Source organism: Mycobacterium venezuelense, from assembly GCF_054919535.1.
Genome location: NZ_JBONDW010000017.1, coordinates 58,182 through 83,467, shown reverse-complemented (window position 1 = coordinate 83,467; position 25,286 = coordinate 58,182). Strand labels below are relative to the sequence as shown.

Annotated in this window: 25 protein-coding genes; 6 read left to right on the top strand and 19 right to left on the bottom strand. The window is 64.5% G+C overall.

The window, feature by feature from the left end:
* Positions 1 to 17: 17 nt before the first annotated feature.
* On the bottom strand, positions 18 to 1,358 hold the full coding sequence (locus tag ACRCUN_RS24945; protein WP_462144371.1) for a cytochrome P450: 1,341 nt from the start codon (positions 1,356 to 1,358) through the stop codon (positions 18 to 20).
* A 454-nt stretch (positions 1,359 to 1,812) separates the two neighbouring features.
* On the opposite strand from ACRCUN_RS24945, the gene ACRCUN_RS24940 reads away from it, so the two are divergent.
* Positions 1,813 to 2,580, top strand: a complete 768-nt coding sequence (locus tag ACRCUN_RS24940; protein ID WP_462144301.1) for a Coq4 family protein — start codon at positions 1,813 to 1,815, stop codon at positions 2,578 to 2,580.
* A 202-nt stretch (positions 2,581 to 2,782) separates the two neighbouring features.
* Here ACRCUN_RS24940 and ACRCUN_RS24935 read toward each other — a convergent pair whose 3' ends face one another.
* The 5 genes from ACRCUN_RS24935 to ACRCUN_RS24915 all read right to left on the bottom strand — a co-directional run bounded on the left by ACRCUN_RS24935 (position 2,783) and on the right by ACRCUN_RS24915 (position 5,970).
* Positions 2,783 to 3,076, bottom strand: coding sequence for a cytochrome C oxidase subunit IV family protein (locus ACRCUN_RS24935; RefSeq protein WP_462144300.1), 294 nt, complete (start codon positions 3,074 to 3,076; stop codon positions 2,783 to 2,785).
* A gap of 4 nt (positions 3,077 to 3,080) precedes the next feature.
* Entirely contained in the window at positions 3,081 to 3,677 is a 597-nt protein-coding gene (locus ACRCUN_RS24930) for a cytochrome c oxidase subunit 3 (protein WP_462144299.1), read from the bottom strand.
* A 7-nt stretch (positions 3,678 to 3,684) separates the two neighbouring features.
* Positions 3,685 to 4,437: a hypothetical protein gene (locus tag ACRCUN_RS24925; protein WP_462144298.1), complete on the bottom strand. Its 753-nt coding sequence runs from the start codon at positions 4,435 to 4,437 to the stop codon at positions 3,685 to 3,687.
* Positions 4,434 to 5,174, bottom strand: a complete 741-nt coding sequence (locus ACRCUN_RS24920; protein WP_462144297.1) for a hypothetical protein — start codon at positions 5,172 to 5,174, stop codon at positions 4,434 to 4,436. Before ACRCUN_RS24920 ends, ACRCUN_RS24925 begins: the two co-directional genes overlap by 4 nt.
* A 190-nt stretch (positions 5,175 to 5,364) precedes the next feature.
* Positions 5,365 to 5,970, bottom strand: a complete 606-nt coding sequence (locus tag ACRCUN_RS24915; protein WP_462144296.1) for a TetR/AcrR family transcriptional regulator — start codon at positions 5,968 to 5,970, stop codon at positions 5,365 to 5,367.
* Between the two features lie 191 nt (positions 5,971 to 6,161).
* On the opposite strand from ACRCUN_RS24915, the gene ACRCUN_RS24910 reads away from it, so the two are divergent.
* From ACRCUN_RS24910 to ACRCUN_RS24900, 3 genes are all read left to right on the top strand, one after another.
* Positions 6,162 to 7,454: a cytochrome P450 gene (locus tag ACRCUN_RS24910; protein ID WP_462144295.1), complete on the top strand. Its 1,293-nt coding sequence runs from the start codon at positions 6,162 to 6,164 to the stop codon at positions 7,452 to 7,454.
* A 175-nt stretch (positions 7,455 to 7,629) separates the two neighbouring features.
* Positions 7,630 to 8,082 (top strand): hypothetical protein, encoded by a 453-nt coding sequence (locus ACRCUN_RS24905; RefSeq protein WP_462144370.1) that lies wholly within the window; start codon positions 7,630 to 7,632, stop codon positions 8,080 to 8,082.
* A 2-nt stretch (positions 8,083 to 8,084) separates the two neighbouring features.
* Positions 8,085 to 8,516 carry an Rv2576c family protein gene (locus tag ACRCUN_RS24900; protein WP_462144294.1) on the top strand — a complete coding sequence of 144 codons (432 nt, stop codon included), beginning with the start codon at positions 8,085 to 8,087 and terminating at the stop codon, positions 8,514 to 8,516.
* 9 nt (positions 8,517 to 8,525) lie between these two features.
* On the opposite strand, the gene ACRCUN_RS24895 is transcribed toward ACRCUN_RS24900, so the two are convergent.
* Positions 8,526 to 8,921: a hypothetical protein gene (locus tag ACRCUN_RS24895; protein WP_462144293.1), complete on the bottom strand. Its 396-nt coding sequence runs from the start codon at positions 8,919 to 8,921 to the stop codon at positions 8,526 to 8,528.
* A 110-nt stretch (positions 8,922 to 9,031) separates the two neighbouring features.
* On the opposite strand from ACRCUN_RS24895, the gene ACRCUN_RS24890 reads away from it, so the two are divergent.
* Complete coding sequence (locus tag ACRCUN_RS24890; RefSeq protein WP_462144292.1) at positions 9,032 to 9,541, top strand: Rv2253/PknI dimerization domain-containing protein; 510 nt, start codon at positions 9,032 to 9,034, stop codon at positions 9,539 to 9,541.
* A 66-nt stretch (positions 9,542 to 9,607) separates the two neighbouring features.
* Here ACRCUN_RS24890 and ACRCUN_RS24885 read toward each other — a convergent pair whose 3' ends face one another.
* Genes ACRCUN_RS24885 through ACRCUN_RS24830 form a run of 12 tightly spaced genes read right to left on the bottom strand, consistent with a single transcriptional unit; the run spans position 9,608 to position 24,298 of the window.
* Entirely contained in the window at positions 9,608 to 11,329 is a 1,722-nt protein-coding gene (locus ACRCUN_RS24885) for an MCE family protein (RefSeq protein WP_462144291.1), read from the bottom strand.
* Positions 11,329 to 12,744 (bottom strand): MCE family protein, encoded by a 1,416-nt coding sequence (locus ACRCUN_RS24880; protein ID WP_462144290.1) that lies wholly within the window; start codon positions 12,742 to 12,744, stop codon positions 11,329 to 11,331. The genes ACRCUN_RS24885 and ACRCUN_RS24880 overlap by 1 nt, the downstream gene beginning before the upstream one ends.
* Positions 12,741 to 14,219: an MCE family protein gene (locus ACRCUN_RS24875; RefSeq protein ID WP_462144289.1), complete on the bottom strand. Its 1,479-nt coding sequence runs from the start codon at positions 14,217 to 14,219 to the stop codon at positions 12,741 to 12,743. The genes ACRCUN_RS24880 and ACRCUN_RS24875 overlap by 4 nt, the downstream gene beginning before the upstream one ends.
* A complete protein-coding gene (locus ACRCUN_RS24870; protein ID WP_462144288.1) occupies positions 14,219 to 15,301 on the bottom strand; it encodes an MCE family protein in 1,083 nt (360 codons plus the stop codon). Before ACRCUN_RS24870 ends, ACRCUN_RS24875 begins: the two co-directional genes overlap by 1 nt.
* The gene (locus tag ACRCUN_RS24865; RefSeq protein ID WP_462144287.1) at positions 15,301 to 16,326 is read right to left on the bottom strand and encodes an MCE family protein; all 1,026 of its coding nucleotides are present in this window, start codon (positions 16,324 to 16,326) and stop codon (positions 15,301 to 15,303) included. The genes ACRCUN_RS24870 and ACRCUN_RS24865 overlap by 1 nt, the downstream gene beginning before the upstream one ends.
* Positions 16,323 to 17,600 (bottom strand): MCE family protein, encoded by a 1,278-nt coding sequence (locus tag ACRCUN_RS24860; RefSeq protein WP_462144286.1) that lies wholly within the window; start codon positions 17,598 to 17,600, stop codon positions 16,323 to 16,325. Before ACRCUN_RS24860 ends, ACRCUN_RS24865 begins: the two co-directional genes overlap by 4 nt.
* Positions 17,601 to 17,617: 17 nt before the next feature.
* On the bottom strand, positions 17,618 to 18,475 hold the full coding sequence (locus ACRCUN_RS24855) for an MlaE family ABC transporter permease (RefSeq protein WP_462144285.1): 858 nt from the start codon (positions 18,473 to 18,475) through the stop codon (positions 17,618 to 17,620).
* A gap of 3 nt (positions 18,476 to 18,478) precedes the next feature.
* Positions 18,479 to 19,276 carry an MlaE family ABC transporter permease gene (locus tag ACRCUN_RS24850; RefSeq protein ID WP_462144284.1) on the bottom strand — a complete coding sequence of 266 codons (798 nt, stop codon included), beginning with the start codon at positions 19,274 to 19,276 and terminating at the stop codon, positions 18,479 to 18,481.
* The gene (locus tag ACRCUN_RS24845; protein ID WP_462144283.1) at positions 19,266 to 20,435 is read right to left on the bottom strand and encodes a thiolase C-terminal domain-containing protein; all 1,170 of its coding nucleotides are present in this window, start codon (positions 20,433 to 20,435) and stop codon (positions 19,266 to 19,268) included. Before ACRCUN_RS24845 ends, ACRCUN_RS24850 begins: the two co-directional genes overlap by 11 nt.
* On the bottom strand, positions 20,432 to 21,607 hold the full coding sequence (locus ACRCUN_RS24840) for a Zn-ribbon domain-containing OB-fold protein (RefSeq protein ID WP_462144282.1): 1,176 nt from the start codon (positions 21,605 to 21,607) through the stop codon (positions 20,432 to 20,434). The genes ACRCUN_RS24845 and ACRCUN_RS24840 overlap by 4 nt, the downstream gene beginning before the upstream one ends.
* 13 nt (positions 21,608 to 21,620) lie before the next feature.
* Positions 21,621 to 22,829, bottom strand: a complete 1,209-nt coding sequence (locus ACRCUN_RS24835; protein WP_462144281.1) for a CaiB/BaiF CoA transferase family protein — start codon at positions 22,827 to 22,829, stop codon at positions 21,621 to 21,623.
* Positions 22,826 to 24,298 (bottom strand): aldehyde dehydrogenase family protein, encoded by a 1,473-nt coding sequence (locus ACRCUN_RS24830; protein WP_462144280.1) that lies wholly within the window; start codon positions 24,296 to 24,298, stop codon positions 22,826 to 22,828. The genes ACRCUN_RS24835 and ACRCUN_RS24830 overlap by 4 nt, the downstream gene beginning before the upstream one ends.
* A 266-nt stretch (positions 24,299 to 24,564) precedes the next feature.
* Here ACRCUN_RS24830 and ACRCUN_RS24825 point away from each other — a divergent pair, with 266 nt between their 5' ends.
* Positions 24,565 to 25,266 carry an SDR family NAD(P)-dependent oxidoreductase gene (locus ACRCUN_RS24825; RefSeq protein WP_085143731.1) on the top strand — a complete coding sequence of 234 codons (702 nt, stop codon included), beginning with the start codon at positions 24,565 to 24,567 and terminating at the stop codon, positions 25,264 to 25,266.
* Positions 25,267 to 25,286 lie beyond the last annotated feature (20 nt).

Below are 25,286 nucleotides of genomic sequence, written 5' to 3'. Positions count from 1 at the left end.
GCAGATAATCGAGCACGCTACGCGACCCGCCGCGTCAGCGTCATCGACGAACCCACCGGAGCTTGCATCGCTCGGCTGAAGTAGTGCTGCGGCCGCCAATTGGGCGGCAGCCTCAGCTCATAGCGCTGAAGTATCGATGCCAGCGTCAGGACCGCCGCCGCATTGGCCATTCGGTAGCCCATACACTTTCGCGGTCCGATGCTGAAGGGCAAAAATGCTGTCTGGTTGATCTTGTCATCCAAGAACCGGCTTGGACGAAACTCTTCCGGGTTCCTCCAGAACCTGCTGTCCCGGTGTATTCCATACGGTGAATACAGTAGGTGCGAGCCGGCAGGAATGGCATAGCCTCCGATCTCGTCATCCTGAATTGCGATCCGCCTATTGATCGGAACCCACGACTGAATTCGCTGCCCCTCGTCGAAACAACACTGCAGATATGGAAGATCGGCCAGGTGCCGATAGCCGACCGGCTCACCGTCAAGTGCATCTACCTCCGCTCTGGCCCGCGCCAGCGCCTCGGTGTCGGCGAAGAGCAGTGCCACCGCCCAGCCCACCGCGCTTGTCGTCGTGCTCGCCGCACCCAGCATCAAGGAGACCACTTCCGAACGCAGGCGCGCGTACTGGTGTTCGGCAGATCCGGGGAACGGCGTATTGAGCAACGCATCAAGAAGATCTGGCCGCTCGCGCGGTCCATCGCTTCGGCGTTGCGCGATCATCTGGTCGGCCTGCGCGTACAGAAACCGTTTGGCAGCCTTGCCGCGCTTGCCGAACGGTCGCGGGACGACGTGCGGCAGCGCATCCATGGACACCCGGGCAAGCATGTAGCGGTCGTAGTCACGGGTCGCGGTGACGCAGCGGGTCAACCGGCCAATCGGCCACACGCTGGTGAACATGCTCCGAAGCAGCCCGTCCAAGACGACCAGACCCAATTCATCATGCAGAGCGGCCGATCGGCGGGATTCGACGTGCGTGGTCCATGCCTCGACTCGATCAGTGATGGCACTGAGCATTCCTGGGCCGGCGTCGGCCAGCCCGCTCGCCCGGAAGTGAGGACTCAGCAGCCTCCGCATACGCTTCCACTCCTCACCCTCTAGCAGCCCGAAGGGCGTTGGCTCGTCGAAGGCGAGTTCGCGGCTGGACTCGTGCTTGCGGTAGTTCTCGTGCTTGCGTATCAGCACCTGTTCCAAGTGGTCCGGGTGACTGATCAGGGTCATCGTCGGTCCAGGAGCCGGAACCGGGAGGTTCACGACATCGCCGTAGCGGCGCGAAACCTCCGGCAGCAGTGTGTATACCACGTTGCGCGGGTCACCGGCAGCGATGCGGGCAAGTTCGAGCAGACTCGGCCCTGGCGGTCGCATCGTTGATTTTGCGGCGCCGTGGTTCGTCATCCCGACCTGATCGTGCATCTCTCCCCCAGTGATTCCCGCCGTCCGGTGGCAGTGATTTTACTGACTTAGGTCAGGGATTGCGATAACCTTCTCTGGCAACTCCGCCTCTGACATAATCACGTTACGGCGTTCAGAGATACCGTTTTTCGCCGTCTACTTGAGTGGAACAACGCGGACAAGTTGGGGTTGGCCGCCTTCGAAAATACGTCAACCGTTATCTGACCCGGCGCTTGGGGGTGTACGGCCATATTCCGAAGCACTCTGCGATCTCGGCCACGTCTTGGAGTTTTCTGGTTTATCCCGCCCCTGCGGAGCGGTCGAATTTTGCTACTTCATCGACCACTTCTTACAAGTTCGGCAAACGAGAGGTCAGTCGGTGTACACACCCACGCAACTCGATACGTATAACCGCCCAGGCGGTACGGTGCCCAGCAAGTCCGATATCCGGTCGGTCCTGTCCTGCTGGCGCGGCTACATCCAGGGCGATCCCAATGTAGTGTTCGAAGTTCACCTGGCCCTCGGCGCCAAAGTGTGCGGCCGTTCGTTCCACCAGGCACGGGCACATCCCAATGGTCGCAAGGTTTTTCAGCAGAAGCCTGATATTCTGGCCAAGCTACGAGATGACGCGTATCTGGCGACACTGCCGGTCGGCAGCGTCGGGCACGCCTATCGGGAGTTTCTGGCAACCAATCGGCTCGATGCGGGTATTTACGACGAGGACAGCATCGTTCGTCCATTGGCGGAGAAGTACAACTGGCATGAGGACTACTACTACTACATCATGCGGGCCACTGCGCTGCATGACGTGGTACATGTGCTGACCGGATACGGGCCCGACCTCGCCGGAGAGGTGATCGCCATCGGTTTCACCTGCGGCCAGATGGAACCCGCAGCGCCGCTGAGGCAAATCGGGTATGGGATGGCGGCGGTAGTTCCCGGAGCTTCAATTCAGCATAAGCTGCGCGTCTACCGGCAGGCGCTGGAGCGGGGCCGGCGCGCGGACAAGTTGACGGTGGCGCCGTGGGAGGAGTTGCTCGACCGACCGTTAGGCCGTGTCCGGGACCTACTCGGTGTCACACCTGCGGCACAGGCTCATCCACAGGGAACCTGGTACTCGACTTGGACCCCCCGTGGCGCCGAGCCACTGAATCGCTGGAACTACGACGAAGTCTTTACCTCTGAGACAACCTAGACGGTAAACCGCCTACCAGGCCGCCGAGTTTTCGGGAAAACCACCGGCATCGACCCGGTTCACCGGCGATGCCGCCCATTTGCGTGGTAATGGCGCGGTGGCATCCATCCCGGCCCTGCCGCAAACACGCCATATTCTCCGTGCCGTCTAACACGACAACTACACTCGCTTCCGATAGAGCTATCGCAACGCGCAGGGAAAGTCACCACAGATAGATGGCGAGGACGGCTGCCCAAAGCGCGATTAGCCAGCCGTCGGTCGCAAGCTTGAGCCAACGCGGCGCGGTGCGAATCTCCATGAAATGCCGGACCACCAACCGGCACTTCACCAATCCCAACATCAGCACGACCATCGTGATCGGCACGCTGGGCTGCGGGCTGGCATCGCCGCGGATCGGCCCGACCCACCAGGACGTCACGGTGAGCACGCTCAGCGCCAGCCATACGTAGGTGACCAACCGTCCCTCGCGCACGGTGCTGGTCGTCTGGACAGTCACGGCCTCACCTCATCACGTAGACCAGCGTGAAAATCACGATCCACAGCAGGTCGACCAAATGCCAATACATGGCACCGGTTTCGACCATCGTGATCCGGCGCAGCTTCGGGTTGCGCAGGTCGGCGTAACTGACCCCGAGGAACACCAGCCCGAGGGCTACGTGGAACACGTGTACGCCGGTGAGCATGTAATAGAACATGAAGAAGTCGTTGCTCGGGAAGGTGAATCCCTGCCCGATCTTCGCCGACCACTCGAATGCCTTGATCGCCATGAACAACACGCCGCAGGCTCCGCCGCACAGCGTGAGGTGCATGGCGCGCTGATACTGGCCGTCGCGGGTGGCCAGCACACTGCGGGCCACGAACCACGAACTGGCAAGCAACAACAGGGTGTTGGCGACGCCGAAGTTGATGCTCAGGTGCTGCTGCGACGCCAGGAACAGCTCGGGTTGCTGAGACCGGTAGACCATGAAGATGACGAAGTACGCCGAGAAGATGACCAGGTCCCCCAGCACGAACACCCACATGTGCGAATCGGCGGCGAGATACGGTTTCGACGTGGCCGCAGGGGTTTTCGCCCGCACCTGCTCGGTGTCGGTCATGCGCGCCTCAGTCCTGGATCGCTTCGTCGGGTGACTGACGCTTGATGGTCGAGAACAGCAGATAGATGATCGCCATCTCCCAGACGACGAACACCACGGTGCCCAGGTAGAAGCTGATCGACCCGTTCCAGGCCAGCGGGCCCGACGTGAAGATGAACACCGGCCCGGCCAGCAGTTCGGTGACGATCATCCAGATCGACATGTAAGCAAGCCATTTCGGCAGCACATCGTTCTTGTCGAGGAATATCGCCAACGCCAGCACCATGTTCTGTGTGCAGAAGCAGCCCAGCGAACCGACGAACGACAGCAACGCGAGGTCGTAGAGCATCGCGATGATCTGCGGGTCTCGGTCGGGCCGGAAGGCTGCCGCCAGGAACGAGAACGCCGCCATCAGACAGCCCGGGACGGCCCCGACGACCAACGCTGCGACGTAACCGTAGGCGAAGACCGGCGCCACCGACATGCGCTTGATCTGCAATGCGATGAGACCGTTTGCCACACCGGTGAATCCGATGAAGAACATCAGCAGCGCGAACCCGATCCGGATGGTGAGCCCATGGTCGGTGAAGAACGCGACGATCTCAGCATGCCCGACGTCGGGCCGGGGCGGCGGCATGACCCGCGTCAGCACCACGAAGATGAGCCCGAAGATGAGGTAGAAGATCGGGATGGTCCACCAGCAGATCCACTGATCGACCTTGGGCCGGCGGGTCCAGTGGACCCCTTCGGTGCTCTCGGTCGCCACCAACGACGCGGTCATCGCGGCACCGGCTGGGCGGCAACGTTTTCCGCGGGTTCGTCCGAACCTTCTTCGGCGGACTGTCGTCTCACCGCCGCCCACACCACGCAGAACAACACGGCCACATTCACGCAGAAGGCACCGAGCCGCAGCCAGAACGACACCGCGCCGTCCCACGCCAGCGGCCCGGTCTGGAACACCACCGCGAACACCGCGGGCGTCATCGCCACCGCCGTGACGACGCTGAACCCGGCCACCCACCGCGGGAAGACGGGCCGCTCGCGTGCGTCGAGCCAGATCGCCAGGGCCAGACAGAGATTCTGTACGACGAACATGCCGACGGGTGCGATGAAGACGAGCCAGGCCATATCGTTGAGCAACTGGATCAGGGCGGGATCGCGACCCGGACGGAATGCCGCGACCAGCCACAGGATGTCGGCGATCGCGAACATCGTGGCGCCGGTGGAGACGGCCCCGATATAGCTGTAGGCCAGCACGTGACTTGGGGTGGCCATCCGCTTCATCTGCACGACGATCACCATGAAGAACGGGATCAGCATGATCGCGCACAGGTTGAACGTGATCATGGAGAACCGGATGCGCGCGGCGTTGTCGGCGAAGAATGCCGCGACCTCGTCGGCCGGCATCTGCGGCGACGTGGGCGGCAGGAAGCCGGGAAACGCGAAGAACGCCACGAGCATTAAACCGGCGAAGAACAACGTGGACCACAGGCTGATCCACTGCGCTCTGGTACTCATCGCCCCGCCCTTTCGCCCCAGCCACCAACTAGCCGAACGGCTACCCAAGACGCTAGCGGCGCCTCCTACGCCGCGTCAACGGCCGTCGCAAATCCGGGTACCGCTTACGTAATCGACGTTCTAGAATTCGAGAATGCGGTTTCCGTACGGGTCCGCGAGATCCACGCCATCCGGCGTAGCGGTGCGCGCCTCAGGCAGACACTTCGATCGGCTGCGGCTCGCCCTCCAGGCGGCGCAGCCAGCTTTCGCAGAACTCCAGCACCTCGGCATGACCGGCGGACATGCCCAGGGCCTGCTCCATGACCATCACGCGCGAGACGCTCGTCGCGAAGATCGTCCACACGATAGGCGGACCGTCGGAGGAGTCGACGCCGTACCGCCGAAGCGCAGCCGTCATCGCCTTGGTCTGCTCCTCGCGGAATTTCTCGGCGTAGTGCGCGATCTCGGTGCGCAGCGCCTTGCGATGGTTGGCCAGACCCATGATCTCCATCGTCAGGCGCGTGGCGCCGGGGTCGGTGCCGAACCGCCACAACGCCCACAGCGGTTGCGCCGAATCCAGTGCACGCGCCTGTTCGACGAGGCCCTCCTCGGCACGCCTGCGGAACACCGCGAGGAACAGGTCGTCCATCGTCCGGAAGTAGTAGTGCACCAGCTGGGGCTTGAGACCGGCATGCTCGGCAACGCGGCGCGACGTCACCGCGGCATAGCCCTCTTCGATCATCAACTTCTCGGCGGCGTCGAGCAGGACGATGCGGTTCTTCGCGTCCGGCGCCCCGATCCTTCGCGCCGATGCCATACCCCGGCCCCTCTCCTCGCAACTCGAACGATGCCTCAGCCAGATCGTAACTTCGGCGCGCCGAGTGATCTTGACCACGACTCTAGCGCCATGCTAAGCAGGTGCTCAGCACTTTTCGTGTTTTTCCATTCGCGCGGTGCAGCCCGTCGCGAAAACGCCGCAGCGCATATTGAATTCGGAGGCAGTGCATCATGACCGAGGCCGCGACGCCCGATTACGACTCGATCGATTACTTCACCGACCCGTCATTGGTGCCCGATCCGCATCCGTACTTCGACCATCTGCGCAGCAAATGCCCTGTGGTGCGCGAGCCCAACTACGGCGTCCTCGCGATCACCAGCTTCGAAGAAGCCACCCACGTACTCAAGGACACCGACACGTTCTCGTCATGCATCGCGGTGGCCGGCCCGTTCCCGCCGCTGCCTTTCACCCCCGAGGGCGACGACATCACCGAGCAGATCGCCGAGCATCGCCCGCAGATGCCGATGTTCGAACACATGGTGACGATGGATCCGCCCGACCACACCAACGCCCGCTCCCTGCTCAACCGGCTGCTCACACCGCGGCGGTTGAAGGAGAACGAGGACTTCATGTGGCGACTGGCCGACCAGTGTCTCGACGACTTCATCGCCGACGGCAAGTGTGAATTCCTCAGCGCCTACGCAAAGCCCTTCTCGCTGCTGGTGATCGCCGACATGCTGGGCGTCCCGGAGGAAGACCACGAGGAGTTCCGCACGGTGCTGGGCGCGCCCCGGCCCGGTGCGCAGGTCGGGTCCCTCGACGGCGACCTCGTGTCGAGCAACCCGCTGGAATGGCTCGACGAGAAGTTCATCGGTTACCTCGAAGACCGTCGGAAGACACCCCGCGACGACGTGCTCACCGCACTCGCCACGGCGAACTACCCGGACGGTTCCGTACCGCCCGTCATCGAGGTCGTTCGGTCCGCGACATTCCTCTTCGCGGCCGGCCAGGAGACCACGACCAAGCTGCTGTCGGCGTCGCTGCGGGTGCTCGGCGACCGCCCCGACGTCCAGGAGGCACTGCGGCAGGACCGCAGCCGCATCCCGACATTCGTCGAGGAGGCCTTACGGATGGATGCCCCGGTCAAAAGCCAGTTCCGGCTGGCCAAGAAGCACACCCAACTCGGTGGGATCGACGTGCCTGCCGGGACGACGTTGATGGTGTGCCCCGGCGCGGTCAACCGTGACCCGGTCCGCTTTGAAGACCCGCACACATTCAGCCTGGATCGCAAGAACGTTCGGGAGCACATCGCCTTCGGCCGCGGCGTACACAGCTGCCCGGGCGGACCGCTGGCCCGGGTCGAGGGCCGGGTTTCGATCGAACGCATCCTCGACCGCATGGCCGACATCTCGATCGACGAGGAGTACCACGGCCCGGCCGACGACCGTCGCTACACGTACGAGCCGACCTTCATCCTCCGCGGCCTCACCGACCTGCACATCACGTTCGACCCGGTGCGCTAGCAGGTCACCAATCCCGAATCTCGCCTTCACCCATACTGATATTCTCCTTAAGTGAGAATGATGCTCTCATGCGATGAGGGCGAGATTCCGGTTTCGGCACGCTGAGGTGTGACCCCGCTCTATAGTCAGCCGAGCAGGCCGAAACCGTGGGAGGAGCCCCGTGAAGTCCAGCCTGATGAGCACCGTGTTGAGCGCCATGCTCGTGTCGGCCGCACTCCTCTTCGCGCCGCCCGCGTCAGCCATGTATCTGGGCAACTACAACCTGCTAATACCGGACCGCAGGGACTTCCACACCTGGATCCTGTCGGCGATCGCCCCGTGCCGGAATCCAGACAACTCCAAGCGAACCGACTGCACGGACACACTGCTGATCCCGCAGCCGATCGCCAAAGCCGCCTACATGGACAGCAAAGCACAGTTGGTCGACGGAAGGTACACCATGACGGTCGACGACCCCTTCGGTCTGCGGTGTGGCGACATCTATTACGGGCCCACGATCCCGACTCACGACGTGTATACCTGGGACGCCAACACACTCACCGGACAGATGGTGTCCTCGTTCGCCGCCGGCTGCGACGGCGCACCCGGCGGCTCCCTCACCTATCCGATCACGCTCGTGAGGATGTGACGATGCGCGCGACGCACCGAACGGCACTGGCGACGACTGCCGGGATCACGATGGTGACCGCCGTAATCGCCACGGCTGCAACAGCATACGCCGAACCACCCTTACACCACGTCCGGTACACGGTCACGGCCGACGCCCCGTTCTGGGCCCACATCTACTACCGCGACACCGACCCGCCAACGTGGTCGGACTACAGCCACAACCCATACATGTTCAGCCCCAAGGCCGAAGCCGACATCGGGCCGGGCCAGCCATGGGTGTTCGACGCGATGCTCGCCAAGCCGGACCTGTGGGCAATGGTCATGGTGCAGAGCGGCGAGGCTCCCAACATGCCGCCGCCCGGGTTCAACTGCGAACTCGCAGTCGACGGCGTAATAGTCAAGACCGACAGCGGCGAAAAAGGCGCGCTCTGCTCGATTCGCAACTGGACCTGAACCCCAGGCTCAGGCATCCCCCCGCTTCCACAAGGCCTCGCCGTTCATCGGCATACACATCAGGAACAAGCCGTCCGGTGCCTGCGCCACCATGTTCAATTCGCTTGTGCACCGGGTGTTCTCGTCACGGATTCCGGCCAACTCCGGCGATCGGAACCAGCGCGGCGCGTACCGGCGCGGCGAGCTACAGAACAGCAGCCGGCCGGGCTGGATGGACGGTCCCGCGACCGCGGTACCGAAGACGAAATAGCTCGTGTTGTCGCAAGGCGCCCCCAGCACGATGTTGGGCCGGATCCCCGGAACACAGAACGCATCGTTACACGTCTGAGGTCCCGCATTCGCCTGCGGGGCAGTCAACATTGCGGCGACAATCGCCGAGGCGGCCGCCAGTACCGTCACACGCACGCGTCCACCTTTACACAGCTGGAAATCGAATTCTCGGTTTCAGAGAAGAATACTGTAACCGGCCTGTTATTCTCCAGTTCGAGGAACAACCACGTCAGAGGGAGCTGCTCATGACGGCCACCAAAATGACTGCGAGCGCGGTGATTCTGGCCTCCGCGGCGGCGGTCGGCCTCGGTGCCGCCGCGCCCGCCAGCGCGGCCGAGGAATGGGGTATCAACGGTACCTTCGCCACCTCTTCCAACGGCCAATGGGCGAAGATCAACGAACGCTACGAGCCCCAACCCTCGACCCGGAGCACCTGGACCATCAGCACCCAGTGCACCTCTCCCACGGACTGCGTAGGCACGGTCAACAGCGATGCGGGCTGGTCCGCGCCGATCTACACGACGAACGGTCTCTACTACGTCAAGCGTGTTGTGCCACAGTGGCGGTTCTGCGCCGACGGCACCCCGATCGAGGGCCTGCAGATCTACAAGATCTACCCGGTCGGTGCAGACGCCCACGTCGACCCCTCATCCACCGAGTACACCGGCGAAGATAAGACCACCGGTCCGAGCGGATCATGCGGCCGCAACCAATGGCCGGCCATCCGGATGCCGTTCTACATGAAGAAGACCTAACGCGTTCTGCGACAAGAAGAACCGGCCACAGGCAAGCGCCCGTGGCCGGTTCTTTTTCATCGGGTCCTACGTCGGCATGAGGTCCTGCCAGGACTTCGGCGCCGTAGTGAGGTTTGTCTGGCGGTGCAGCGTGCCATCCGGGCTCATGTACTCCCCCGTACGCGGGTTGTACTTGGCCGTGGCCAACGACGGACCCGCAGATTGGTCGCCCTCAAACGCGCTCGGCGCGACGCCGGGCGCTGCCGGGTCGCCCGGAGGCACGGCCGGGCCTCCGGCGTGGGGCGCCGGAATCAGCGGCAGGTCCGCAGGATTCAACGGATGGTTGGCTGGATCCGGGGTCGGCGCGGGGGGCTGCCCCGGCACCGGTGGGTTGACGAAGATCGGCTGGCCCGGCAACAGCGGCCCCGGTCCCGTTCCCGTGAAATCCGGTGGACCCTGCGGTGGGGGCGGTATCTGCGGCGGTGGTGCCGTCACCCCCGGCGGCAACGGTGTGCCCTCGATCGGTCCGAACGTGTTGGAATCCGTCAGGACCCGTGAGTCCGGCGGGATGCCCTGCGAGATCAAGTTCGGGTCGATCGGATACGGTCCGAGCGAATGCTGCCGCTGGGCCAGGGGCTGGAATCCGTTCGGGTCGTTGCACAACTCGACCGTGGGAGCCCGCTTGCCCGGATGCGCCATGCACGGATAGTTGCGGGCGCCGCGCACGGCGATCGGCGAGTCTTGCGGCAGCTTGCAGTAGATGTTGTCGGGAGTGTCGATGTCGGACAGGTCGGCAGGTGACCGCCACGCCGATGGCGGCAAGAATCCGACCGTGCAGGAGTTGGGATCGCCCAACCCGAGTGAGAATTCACCGTTCGGCAGGCCCGACGGGTTCTTGGTGTGCAAGTAGGTCTGAATTTGCGCCACATACGGCGGCAGGAGCACCAGCAACTGCTCGATCGACGGGTTGTATGTCAGCGTAATCTGCCCGACGGTCGTCAAATTCGCCAGCAGCACCGGCAGGGTCGGCTTCACCTGATCGAGCAGCTTTGACGTCTCCTGCGCAAAACCAGGGCCGCTCTTCAGGAGTGTCCGAACCTGGGGATCGTTATTAGCGACCTGATCGGTGATGCCGGCAAGACTGGCGGCCCAGGTCCGGATCGCATCGGTGGTCTGGGCCTGTGCGTCGAGAAATGGCCCCGCGTCGTCGATCAACTGACGTGTCTGATCCGAGATGGCATTGGCATCCCGGGTGATCGTCTCCGCCGAGTCGAGCAGTGAGCCGAAGTCGTAGCCGGTGCCGTTGAAGGCGTTGTACGTCTCGTCCAGCAACTGGCTCAGCTTGTCCTTCGGGATGGTGTCCACCAGCGCGCTCAACTGATCCAGCATCGGACCCACCTGCTGCGGAATACTGGTGTTCGACATGGCGATCACCGAGCCGTTCTCCAGATACGGCCCGGAGTTGGTGCGCGGCAAGAGTTCCACGTACTGCTCGCCCACTGCCGACATGCTGCGGACCTCAGCGTCAAGATCGGCGGGTACCTTCGGCGAGCGGTCCAGCGACAGCGTCGCGACGGCGCCCTTCTCCGTCAGATCCACCGACGTGACCTTGCCGATCTGGGAACCCCGGTAGGTCACGTTGCTGAACTGGTACAGACCGCCGCTGGCCGGCAGCTCCACCTTCACGGTGATGCGGCCGATTCCGAGCAGCGTCGGCACCTGCATATAGGCGAACAGCATGACCGCCACACCCACGACCGAGGCGAGCGTGAACAGGATCAGCTGAGTCCGGACAAAACGCGTCAGCATTATCCGCCACCCTCTGTCGTAGTCGGAGCCGGTGGGACAGGTTCGACCGGCGGTGCGGGAGCGGGTACCGGTGCCAAACCTGCCTGGGCCGCATAGGGTCCCGCGAAAATCGGTGCCGGAGCATCCGGTGGCGGCGGCGGTACTTCTGCTGGTGCCGGGACACCGGGCAGTGTCATGGGCACCGGTGGTGTCGCCGGGAGGATCGGCCCGGCGTACACCGGCGGCGGTGGTGGCGCCTGCGGGGCAGGTAGTGCCGCCTGATCAGCCGGAGCCGCTTCAGGAACCGGCGGAATGGCGTCCGGCGGCGGCGTGGCACCCGTCTTGAGCGGGTCGTACGTGTAGTTGAGGTACGGCGGGTCTCCGGGGGCCGGGACCAACTGCGCGCCTTCCTGTTCCCACCGTGTGCCGAGCATGAGGCTGCGCTTGAGCCGCGGGATGGTGAAGTCCACCACCGCGTACAGGTTGTAGTAGTCGCCACGGATCGCGCGGTCCATGAAGCTCTGGGTGAACGGGAAGTGCCCCGCATACTCCAGGACACCGGCGAGTTCCGGCCCGACATCGGCGAGGGCCTTGATCGCCGGTTCCAAGTTGCGCAGATTGCGCACCAGGTCGGCCTGGGAATCATTGACGAACTGGTTGGCGGTGTCGCTGAAGGTGCCGAGTTTCTGCAGCGCGGTGGTGAATCTCGGCCGCTCCTGAATCAACACGTCCAACGCCGGCGGGATCTTTTCCAGAGCGCGGGTGATCGTGTCGCGTTGCCCGGCGAAGGTCGAGGCCAACTTGTTGAGCGCATGGATTGACGCAACGATGTTGTCACGCTGCCTATCCAGGGTGCCGACAAAGGTGTCCAGCCGGGTGAGCAGATTGCGGACATCATCTTCCCGGCCGTTGAGTGCGCCGCTGAAGTTGTGGATGACGTCGCCGATTTGGCCCAGTCCGCCGCCGTTGACCACGGTCGCCAGCGAGGCCAGCGTCTGCTCCGTCGTCGGGTACGTCGACGCGTTGTTCAGCGGAATCGTCGCTCCGGGTGGGAGTTTACCCTCCGGTTGCTGACCCATCGGAGCGTTGAGAGCCAGGTGCATGGAACCCAGCAGGCTGGTCTGGCCGATGCTGGCGACCACGTTCGCCGGCACCACCACACCGGGCTGCACCGAGAACTCGACGTTGGCGTGCCAGTCCTCGACCGCCATGCTGCGCACACTGCCCACCACGACGTCGTTCATCATCACCGGTGAGTTCGGTTCCAGCGTAGCCACATTCGCAATCTCGACGCGGTAGACACTGGCTTCCGGGCCACGCCCCACTGCCCCGGGCAGCGGCAGCGAGTTGACACCCTGGAAGGCACACCCACTCGCGGTCAGTACGACGCATGACCCTGCCGCGATGGTGAGCCGCAGCTTCTTCGCACTGATCATGCCGGCGGTGTCCCTTCTGCGGGTGCGGGCGCTTCAGCAGGCAATGGCGCACCGCCCTCGACCGGAGCCTCGGCCGGCAGCGGGCCAGGCGCGGGCCCAGGTGCCGGGCCGGCAGGGTTGAGCATGTCCGGCACCGACACCGGCATGTTCGGCGGCGAGAACTGACCTCCCGGAAGCAGCTGCTGCGCGCCGGGCGGAGGCGTTCCCGGCGGCCTTCCGGTAAACGGCGGCGGCGGTGGCGGGCCCGGGTTGTAGGCCGAGATCGCCGGCGGCGTCTCCGGCGGGCCGGGATCTCCGCCCCCGCCACCGGGTGCCAGCTTCGGCTCGGAGTACACGATGTTCTCCGGATTCGCCGAGGGCGACAGGTACGGCATGATCGGGAACGGCACGTTGTTGAAGTTCAGCAACCGCAATGCCGGGCCCAGTTGCTGCGCACACAGTTTCGCGGTCTCCGGGGCGGTCGTGTTCTCGATGGCACCGATTGCGCCGCAGATGAACTGCAGCGGGTTGGTCATGTTGTGGAACACGAACTGTCCCACAGCGCTTCCGGTGTCCGGGTTGTAGATGTTGTAGCCGTTGAGGAACGCGTTGGGCGCGATGTGCAGCAAGTTCTCGACCGCAAGCCGCTGCTTCTCTTCGACCAGGTTCGACGTGACGTTGGCCAAACGCTGAATCTGCTCGGAGGTCTGGTTGCGGCTTCCTGCGATGAACCGCTGCACCTCGCCCACTGCGACCGACAGGTTCTTCAGCGCCGCGTCCAGGTCGTCCCGGCTGCCGTCGACCACGCTGGTGAGTGTCGCCAACCGGTTCTGGAACGACACCACCTGAACGTTGCTGTCCCGCAGGGCCGTGACGAACACCTGCAGGTTCTTGATGATGTCGACGATGTTGCCGCTGCCCTCGGCCAATATCCGGGCCACGCCGGAGAGCTGGGTGATGGTCTCGCGCAGCTTCTCGCCGTTGCCGTCGAGTGCATTGGCGGCACTGTCGATGAAACGCGACATCGACGTGCCGTCGACGCCGCTCTGCGGTCCGAGTTCGGTGGACAGCCGCATCAGCTGTTCCTTGACCTCGTCCCACTCCACCGGCACCGCGGTGCGGTCCAAACCGATCACCGCGTCGTCGGGCATGGTCTGACCGCTCGACCGGTAGGCCGGTGTCAGCTGCACATACCGTGCGGCAACGAGGTTTTGTGCCACGATCACGGCCTTGGCATCTGCCGGGATCTCCACGTCGGGATCGACCTTGAGGGTCAACCGGGTCTGGGTGCCCTCCGGTGTGATCGATTCGATGGTGCCGACCTTCACACCGGACACCCGGACATCGTCGCCCGGGTAGATACCGGTGGCGGACGTGAACAGCGCGGAGATGGTCTTCGGCGCGAACGCCACCTGACGCACCAGCACCGCGGCGCCCGCGACCAGCAACACGGCCAACGCCACTGCCAGTCCCGTGATCAGACTCTTGCGGCTCATCAGCGGGACCCTCCGGGAATACCGTTGTACGGCAACGGGAACTCGGCGCGCGGGCCGGCATTGTCCGGCGGTTGGCCGGCGTTGACGCCGCGCCGGAATCCGAACGCATAATCGAAAAACGGCTGCAGCAGCTGCGCAGGCTGCAGATTCGGCACGAACGCGTTGTAGTACGGACCGTTGGCCAGCGTCTCGCCCTGGGACAACATGAACTTGTTCATGTCGGGCAGCATCTTGTTGATGTTGTCGCGGTTGCGCTCCAAGACCTCGGTCACCCGATTGAGCCGCTCCAGCGTGGGTGCCAGTTCGGCTTCGTTGTCGGCGACCAGACCACTGAGCTGTTCGGACACCGCAGCAGTGTTGGCCATCAGGTCGACGATGGCCTCCCGGCGGTCGTTGAGGACACCGAGCAAGTCATTCGCATTGAGCAGCAACGTGTTCACCTGCTGGCTGCGCTCCGACAGCACGCCGGTGATGTCGGCGGCACTCTTGAGCAGGCTTGCCAGGCTCTCGTTGCGGTTGTTCAGTGATCTCGACATCCGGCTCAGGCCGTCGAACGTCGGCCCGAGTTTCGGCGCGAGTTGGTCGATCGTACCCGACAACGTGTCCAAAGACTGGTTCAGCGACGCCGTATCGGTACCTGCCGTGTTGGTGGTCAGATCGCCGACCGCATCGGTCAGCGAATACGGAGACGACGTGCGGGATGTCGGGATGACATCGGTCGACCGCAACGTGCCGCTGCCGTCGGATTCGAGCGTCAGCACCCGTTCGCCCAGCAGTGAGCCGGTGCGGATGTGCGCAGTGGTCAGCGAACCGAGCGGATACTTGCCCTCGGTCGTGAAGGTGACCAGGGCATCACCGTTTTCCAGTGACACGTCGGTGACCGAGCCGATCTTGATGCCCGAGAGGGTCACGTCGTTGCCGACGGCGATGCCGCCGGCCTCGGTGAACAGTGCCTGATGACGTATCGAGGTCGCCCACTGCATCAGCCGTTCGGGTTGCAGCCCGACGGCGATGATGAGTGCGATCAGCACGGTGCCGATGAAGCCGGCCTTGATGAGTTTGGAATCACGGTATTTCAGCATCAGGGCTCCGCACACCTCCCGCCTTCTTGTTTGAGCATCGGGAAGACCGCGGTTCGGCCTTGCAGATCGGTGACCCGGAACGTGATGCCGCAGATGTAGTACATGATCCAGCTGCCGTAGGACCCGAGCCGGGCGAGCTTGCGGTAGTTCCCTGGTCCCCGCTGCAGGCCCGCGTCCAGTACGGCCTTGTGGTCGTCGAGATGCGTCGCCATGACGTTGAGCTGATCGACCGTGGCGGCCAGCGGCGGGCGAGCTTCGGTGAGCAGGTTCGCGATCGACGCGGTGCCGTTGTCCAGGGACGTGACGGCCGTGCCCAGCTGGTCACGGTCCTGCGACAGCCCACTGATCAATTGCTCCAGGCGATCGATGGTTCCGGAGAACTTGTCGCCATCACTGGCCAGCGTGTCGATCACGGTGTTGAGATTGTCGATCAGCTGCTCGACAACCTGGTTGTTGTCGGCCAACGTGTTCGAGAACGACGACGTCTTGCTCATCAGCGAATCCAGGGTGTCGCCTTGTCCCTGGAAGATCCGGATCAGGGAGGACGTCAGGGCATTCACATCCTGTGGGTTGAGCCCCTGGATCACCGGTCGCAGACCACCCAGCAGCAGGTCGAGGTCGAGCGCGCTCTGGGTGCGGTCCTTCGGGATCTGCGAGCCCGCCGGCAGCAGCCGCGTGGAATCCGGCGTGTCAATCAGTTCGAGATACCGATCGCCGACCAGGTTCAGGTAGCGCACTGCCGCCTTCGTCCCGGTCGTCAGCGCGACGTTGCGTTCGGCGTCGAACGTGACCAGGACGCTCTTGTCGTCCTGCAGCCCAACGTGTGTCACAGTTCCCACCCGAACGCCGGCGACCCGGACCGAGTCGCCGGCTTCCAGGCGCGACGCGTCGCCGAACACCGCCGAATAGCTCGCGTAGGAGCCGCCGCGGTACTCGGAGAACGTCATGAACAGGAACGCGGTGAGCACGGCCATCACCGTGGCGAATGCGCCGAATTTCAGGAATGTGCTACTCACGCGCCTCATCCCGGCTGTCCGATCTGTGCGGTGTTGCGGGGTGGTCCGTCCAGCGGCCCGAACAGCATCTGCTTCAGGCCGTCGGAGTTCAGCAGGATGCCCTGGTTGCCGTACTGCCACGGGTTGGCGTTGGTGTCGGTGACGAGGTACTTCGCGGGCTTTCCGAATCCGATGTCCGGCAGGCCCATGCAGTGCGGCCCGCCCTTCGCCGCCACCTTGGGCAGGTTCCGCGGATACCGGTACCGTTCGACGCCCAGTGTGAACGCGACGTTGACCACCACGCCCGGGTCCATCTGCGGCGGTGCATTTTTCGCCACTATCATGCCTTCGAGCGCGCAATTGAGGCCGGGCGCATACTCGTTGAGCAGATCGGTGGTCGGTGCCAGCAGATGCAGCACGTTGGTCAGTGCGGCTCGGTTGCCGCCGACGACCTCGTTGCCGATGTCGGCCAAGCCGATCATGCTCACCAGAAATGCATCGAGGTTCTGCTGCTCCTCAACGATGCTCTGGCTGATCCGATTTGTGTTGTCGACCGTGCGCAGCAGGTCGGGAGCGGCGTCGCCGTAGGCGTTGGCCACCGGTGCCATCGCTTCGATGTCGCGCGACAGGTTCGGCAGGCTCGGCTCCAGCTTGGCCAGCACCGCCTCGAAGTCGGAAAGCGTCTGGCCCATCTTGTCGCCGCGGCCGCCGACTGCCGCCGACATCGCACCCAGGGTCTCGTTCAGCTTCGTCGGGTCGATCTTGTCCAGCACGCGGGTGAGTTGTTGGAACACCGTGTTGATCTCGACGGTGACGTGCTCACCACGGAGCACCTGTCCAGCCTGGATCGGCGTGGTCGACGGGTTCTCCGGCACCTCCAGTTGAACGAACTTGGCGCCGAACACTGTCGACGACGCGATGTCCACCTTCACGTCTTCGGGGATCAGCCGCATCTGGTCCGGGTTCATGGCCAGGTGCAGGGCGGCGGTGCCGTCCGGTCGTTGTTCGATCGTCTGCACGGTGCCCACCTGGACACCACGCATCTTGACCTTGGCGTCGGGGTTCATCACCAGGCCGGCACGATCGGAAATCACTGTCAACGGAACGGTTTTGGTGAAGTCGCCCCGAAACAGGACAACTGCCAGAGCGATGATCAGGCCGACGACGACCACGGTCCCCAGACCCGCCAGCGGACGGGCATAACCGCTCGCTCCGAAACTGCGGCCGGGCCGCGCCGCGACCGGCGCTGCCGCACTTGTGGTTTCGGACCGGTGGGCCGGGCCCGGGCCGATGTTTCGTGTCACTGTGTTCTCCCTGCCCGCTAGCCGCTCAGGTTGAAGTTTCCGTTGGATCCGTAGACCGACAGTGACACCAGAAGCGTCACCGACACCACGACGATCAGCGACGTGCGCACCGCGTTACCCACGGCCACCCCCACACCGGAGGGTCCGCCCGAGGCGAAGTACCCGAAATAGGTGTGTATCAGAAGGATTGTGAGAGCCATCAGCACCGCCTGCAGGAACGACCACAGCAGGTCGATCGGGTTCAGGAAGGTGTTGAAGTAGTGGTCGTAGAGGCCACCGGATTGGCCGAGCAACACGACTGTCGTGAACTGAGATGCGAGGAACGACAGGATCACCGCGATCGCATACAGCGGGGTGATCGCGATCATCCCGGCCACGATGCGCGTACTCACGAGATACTCGACCGGCCGGATCGCCATCGATTCGAGCGCATCGATCTCCTCGTTGATCCGCATCGCACCGAGCTGCGCGGTCACGCCCGCACCGAACGTCGCGGCCAGGCCGATGCCGGCCACCACGGGGGCTGCGATCCGGACGTTGATGAATGCCGCGAGGAATCCGGTCAGTGCCTCGATGCCGATGTTGCCGAGCGACGAGTAACCCTGGATGGCCAGGACGCCGCCGGTCGCGAGCGTCAAGAACCCCACGATCACGACGGTGCCGCCGATCATCGCCAATGTGCCCGCACCCATGGAGATCTCGGCGATCAACCGCACGAGCTCCTTGCGGTAGTGGATCGCGGCGTGCGGCGTGCCGGCAAGCGCCTTGACATAGAACAGGGTGTGGTCACCGACCCGGCTCATGGTCGCCACCGGCTTGTTGAACTGCCGGGCCAGGCGCGGATACGTGCTCCGCAGAATCGTCGTTGTTCCCATGCGCTAGCTCGCCGTCATCCGGATGCCGATGGCCGTGACCACCACGTTGATGACGAACAACGCCATGAACGCGTACACCACCGTCTCGTTGACCGCATTGCCGACCGCTTTCGCACCGCCGCCGACGATCGTCAAGCCTCGGTAGCACGCGACCAGACCCGCGATCAGCCCGAACAACGCGGCCTTGATGCAGGAGATGATCACCTCGGGCACACCGGTCAGCAGCGTGATACCCGCCGCGAACGCACCCGGGTTCACATCCTGGATGAACACCGAGAACACGTAGCCGCCCAGGATGCCGATGATGACCACCAAGCTGTTGAGCAACAACGCCACCAAGCCGGACGCGAGGATCCGCGGAGTCACCAGCCGCTGCACCGGGTTGATGCCGAGCACCTCCATGGCGTCGATCTCCTCGCGGATGGTGCGCGAGCCCAGGTCCGCGCACATGGCGGTCGCGCCTGCCCCCGCGACGATCAGCACGGTCACCATCGGCCCCAGCTGTGTGACGGCGCCGAATGCCGCGCCCGCGCCTGACAAGTCGGCTGCGCCGAGCTCGCGCAGGAGGATGTTCAAGGTGAACGACACGAGCACCGTGAACGGAATCGCGACCAACAACGTCGGCGCCATGGAAACCCGTGCGACGAACCAGCACTGGTCCAGGAACTCACGACCTTGGAACGGCCGCTGGAAGGCGAACCGGATCGCGTCGAGCGACATCGCGAACAGTGCCCCGACGGCCTGCATCGGCCCGGACAGGTTGCGTACCAGTGGTACGCCCGTCGACCATCTATCTGCCATTGGCGTGTGGTCCTTCCAGGATGGTGACCGCCGACACCGCTGTCGGTCCGCCGATGTTGTGCGCCAGGCCGATTCGCGCGCCGTCGACCTGGTTGACCGCCTCCCCGCGCAGCTGCTCGAACAGTTCGACACACTGCGCGACTCCCGTCGCACCCGGCGGATGGCCTTTGGCCTTGAGGCCGCCGCTGGTATTCACCGGTAGCGCTCCACCGATGCTCGTGACCTCCGCCTCGACGAGCTTGTACGCCTCGAAGCGCTCGGCGAATCCGAGATCTTCATAGCTGATCAGCTCGATGCCGGTGAAGTAGTCGTGCACCTCGGCGACGTCGATATCGCCTGGCGTGAGACCGGCCATCCCGAACGCCCGCTTCGCCGCACGCACAGTCGCCGGAAACGTCGTCATGTCGGGCTTGTGCGGGTACATCACCGAATCGAGACCGAGCCCGACGCCGCGCACCCACACCGGGCGGTCGGTGAACCGGTCGACGACGTCCTCGGCAACCAGTACCAGGGCGGCCGCACCGTCACTCTGTGGCGCGCAGTCATACACCCCGAACGGATTGACCACGATCGGCGCGGCGAGCGCCTGTTCTACGGTGATCTCGAAGCGCAACCGCGCCTTCGGATTGTCGACCGCGTTCCGATGGTTCTTGACCGCGATCATGGCGAGATGTTCACGGGTGGCCGGGGACTCGTGAAGGTAGCGCCGGACGTGCATGGCGAAGCCGGCCGGGGCAACCAGTCCCAGTGGGTAATCCCATGCCATGTCGCGGGTCTGGGCCTCCCAGCCCCACAGCATGCTGTTGGTCGCCACCTCGCGCAGCTTGTCGGCCCCCATCACCAGCGCGACGTCCACCGCACCCGACGCGATCCCGTACAAGGCGTTGCGCACCGCATCATTGCCGGTGGCACACGAATTCTCGATGTGAGTGACGGGGATGTCGGTCAGCCCGAGCGTGTCGGCGAGGACACCGGACGGAAACCCGTCCGTCGTTCCCATCGCGCCGAACCACGCCGCGTCGATGTCGTCCCTTTCGATGCCCTTGTCGATGCTGGCGGCGCATTCGGCGAACGCCACGGGCAGCAGGTCTTTGATACCGAGTGCGAAATGTTCGGCGAACGGCGTCATCCCGGCGCCGACGACGGCGACGCGTCTCATGCCGCCATCTCCGGTTCGAAGGCATAGCCGTAATCCGGCACGCCGGAGCGGACTGCGATGCGCCGCAACACCATCCGGCCGCGATCGCCGATATCTACCGAACCAGGCTGGGCCCCAGTGACTTTCACGAGCGCTCTGATTCCGACGCCGTCGAGCTCGACGATCACGAGCGAGTACGGCGTGCGCAGGCCGGGAACCGGGATCTGGACGGTCACCTCGGTGTAGACCGTACCCGTCCGAGGCAGCGGAACGAGCTCGTACTCGGTGTTCAGCGTGCAGTCCGCCCGAACGCGGAAGCGGGGCGGGAAATCGAGATCACCAGGACAGTCGGCGTATTGCCCTGCCTCCCAACGAACTTTGGCCTCGAACGCACGCTCGTAGGCGGCTAGCGAGATCTGCAGGTCCGCACCGGGAGTAAGCGTGCCCTCGGGCATCTGGCGCACCTCCCGCTCGTTTCGAACCACCTGCGCCTTGCCGCCTGCGACGGTGACACCTGACAGGCTTGCCTGCTCGACCGCAACCAAGGGGCCGATGGTATCCGACTCGGCCAGTGACGCGAGGGCAAATAAGCCAGAACTTGCTCCGGTAGTTGGTAATTGACGCGGAGTGCCCTGACACAACTCCACGGCCTTGTCGTGGTCCACCCCAGCCAGTTGCACCGGCGTGTCCAGCCATGCCGCCGCCAGGGAGGTCAACAGGCCGCGTTCGTGCAGCAACCGCGGGTCGCCGTAGTCGTGCACCACCCCACCCGCGTTGCGGGTGCGCACCGGCAGGCTGCGCGCGACCCGCGCCGCGGTCCGCACCCGCAGTCCGTCCTCCGCGGTGAGGATCGCGGCCGCTCCGGCTGGGTCGAGGTCGACACCGATGATCAGTGTGCGCGGCCGCGCCGAGCTCACCGCGTCAAGAGTGGCAGGCGCGCCGCCAAGGCGTTCGTCGACCTCAAGCTCGGGATCGAGGCCGAGACCGGCGAGCAGCACCGCCGCATTGCTGCTCTCCAGCAGCGGAAGATCGCGGCTGACCAGCGCAACTCGCTCGACGGCTCCGCCGGAACTCAACGCCGCCCGGCCCGCCTCGACGGCCAGGGTGATGGCGTCTTCGTCGTCGCCGGGTGTCCGCCGGTACTGGGTTCCCCAGCACGGCAGGTAGGTCCCGATGGACGTGATGTACGGCATGGCGAACCCTGTACTAAGTGACGGCGCCGGCCGTTTTGAGCTCGATGATGCGGTCCCAATCCAGTCCGAGTTCGACCAGGATGTCGTCGGTCTGCTCGGCGAATCCCGGCGCAGGCCCCGTGCGCGGAGCGCTGACGTCGAACTGCACGGGGTTGGCCACCAGCTCGAGCTCACCCGCGCGGACGAGATATTCGTTGGCCCGGATCTGCGCGTCCTGCGCGGCCTGCAGCGTGTCCTGTACCGGAGCCCACGGGCCGGCCAGGGTTGCGAATCGCTCGCTCCATTCTGGCAAAGTCCGCTTCTTCATCGCCTCGGTGAGGATCTCGACAGCCGCGGGCGTGTTCTCGGCGAACGATTCCGCCGTCGCGAACCGCGGATCATCGATGTAGGACTCGAGGTCCATGTGCTTGCACACGTCGGCCCAGAACTTGGTCGGCTGCATCATCACGAACGAGATGTAGCGGTCATCGGCCGTCCCGTAGAGACCCACGAGCGGATTGATCGGTGAGCCGTGCACCCCGGGGGGCGGTGTGACCATCAGCTGGTTCAGATGCTGGGTGAGAGCGACGGTGTGGCCCATCGACCACAGGCCACTGCCCAGCAGCGACACGTCGACAACCGAAGGCTCCCCGGTCCGTTCCCGCCTGAGCAGTGCGGCGGCGATGCCGCCGGCGAGGTTGGTGCCCGAGATGGTGTCGCCGTACGCCGGGCCCGGTGGCGCGATCATCCCCTCCATCCCGGCCGGGGTGATGGTTGCCGCGGTGCCGGCCCGGCACCAGAAGGCGGTCATGTCGTAGCCGCCCTTGACCGATTCCTCGCCGCGGGGGCCAAGCGCGCTCCCGCGTGCGTAGATGATGTTCGGGTTGACCGCACGGATGTCATCGACGTCGATGCCGAACTTCTGCCGGTGCCCGGGCAGGAAGCTTGTCAGAAAGACGTCGGCGCGGCGGGCCAGCTCGAGCAGGACCTCTTTGCCCTCCGGCACCGACATGTCCAGGCCGATACTGCGTTTGCCGCGGTTGGCGTGTTCGATGTTGGGGTTGGGATCGCCCTCCACCCGCAGCGGACCCGTCTGGCGCAGCCCGCGCTGCGGGTCACCGGTGACGGCATGCTCGACCTTGATGACGTCGGCGCCCCACTCCCCGAGGACCGCGCCGGCCGACGGCACGAAGCCGTACATCGCGACCTCGAGGACGCGGATACCTTCCAGCGGCGCCGTCACGACACCACCCGCGCGAACGTCTTCGTCTCCAGGAACTCTTCGAGACCGGCCTTGCCCATCTCCCGCCCGATGCCGGACTGTTTATAGCCGCCGAACGGGCTGTCCGGGCTGAAGTAGTTACCGCCGTTGATGGAGAACGTTCCGGTCCGGATCCGGCGGGCCACCGCGAGTGCGCGGTCCTCACTGCCGAACACCGCACCCGACAGGCCGTAGATCGAATTGTTGGCGATCCGGACCGCGTCGTCGTCATCCTCGTAGGCGATTACCACAAGGACCGGCCCGAACACTTCCTCCTGCGCGATCTCGCTGTCGGGATCCACGTCCGCGAGAAGCGTTGGCGTATAGAAGAAACCGGGTTCGACCTTCTCGCCTCCGGTCACGAGCGTCGCGCCTGCCTCGACCGCGCGCTTGACCATTCCGTCGACCTTGTCTCGCTGTTTCTCACTGATGAGCGGACCCATGTAGGTCTTGGGATCGGCCGGGTTTCCATAGCGCACCAGGCCGAAGTTGTTCTTGATCAGCTCGACGATCTCGTCCTTGTGCTTGGCCGGCACCAGCAGTCGCGAGGTCAGCGCGCAGCCCTGGCCGGCGTGCGTGACCATACTGAACGCGGAAAACAGTGCCGCGGTGCTGAAGTCGGCGTCGTCGAGCACGATCGCGGCCGACTTGCCGCCCAACTCCAGGAACACCTTCTTGAGTGTCTCGCTGGCGGCGGCCATGATCCGGCGGCCCGTCGGCGTAGAGCCGGTGAAGGTGACCATGTCGACGTCGGGACTCGTGGTCAACACCGCGCCGACCTCTGGGTCCGCACCGGACAGGACGTTGACCACGCCGGCAGGCATGTCGGTGTGGTTGGCGATCAGCTCGCCGAGTGCCAGCGTGATCAGCGGGGTGTCGGGGGCACTCTTGAGTACCACCGTGCACCCCGCGGCCAGTGCCGGTGCGAGCTTGGCCAGCGCGAGTTGGTTCGGATAGTTGTAGGCGATGATCGCCGCCACCACGCCGCCGGCTTCCTTCTCTACCCAGCGGTGGTGCTGCATGCCGCGGCTCTCGATGTTCCCGAGATCCTCGGTCATCGGATAAGTCTTGAGCAGTTCCGCGTAGTAACGCACGATGTCGACCGGCTGATCGAGTTGCGCGCCCGCGCACAGCGCGGCCGTGGCGCCCACTTCGGCGATGGTCAGTGCGGCCAGTTCGTCGCGATGGTCGATCAGCGCCTGATGGAACTGCTCGAGACAGCGGATGCGCAGTTCGGTGTTGGTCGACCAGTCCGTGTTGTCGAAGGCGTCGCGTGCCGCGGCGACCGCGGCCTCGGCGTCGGCGACGGTCGCGTCCGGCGCGTAACCGAGGACGTCTCCGGTTGCCGGGTTGATCGAGGGGAACGTCCGCGGCGTATCCCGCAGCTCACCGCCGATCAACAGCCTCCGGTCAGCCTGGCGTACGTCCGCGATCGTCGGCGTTTCGTGCATCATCCTCCTCAACCGATCAGCGAGTGTGATGGAAACTTCATTCTCATCACCGGCGAATCATACATTCGCCACACGAGAACACAAGCGAAAGCTAGACCGGCTAGTCATGCCCTATTCGCAGCCCTTCCCGCCCATATCCAGCTGCCATGCGGGACGGGCTTGGATCTTGCGAGACCTACGACTCCGAGAGTACGGTTCTCATAATCGGAAGGATGATTCTTGATGCTTGAGAGACCCGGGTTCCCCCCGGCGCCCGGAGGTTTGTCGTGAAGAACGCCGTCGTGACCGGAGGGGGATCGGGGATCGGCGCGGCCATCGCAGCGCGCCTGCGCGCCGACGGCCTTCATGTGGCGACATTGGATCTGCAGCCGTCAGACGACGAGTTCGCCCATGTCGCCGACGTCACCGATCGCGCCGCGGTCGATACCGCGCTCAACGCGGTCCGTGCGCAATTGGGCCCGATCTCGGTACTGGTCAACGCGGCCGGACTGGACTGCTTCAAACGCTTCACCGACATCTCGTTCGAGAAATGGCAACGCGTGATCGACGTCAACCTCAACGGCGTCTACCACTGCGTCCAGGCAGTACTGCCGGACATGATCGAGGCCGGCTGGGGCCGCATCGTCAACATCTCGTCCTCCAGCACACATTCGGGCCAGCCCTTCATGTCGCCGTACGTCGCGGCCAAATCTGCGGTCAACGGGCTGACCAAGAGCCTTGCGCTCGAATACGGGCCCAACGGCATCACGGTCAACGCCGTACCACCCGGCTTCATCGACACCCCGATGCTGCGGAAAGCCGAGGAGCGTGGATTCCTCGGTGACACCGAGCAGCAGATCCAACAGACACCGGTGCGCCGGATCGGCAGGCCAGAAGACATCGCCGCCGCATGCGCCTTCTTGATCTCCGAGGAAGCCGGATACATCACCGGGCAGATTCTGGGCGTCAACGGCGGCCGCAACACCTAACCGACAGGCAGGGAGGACAT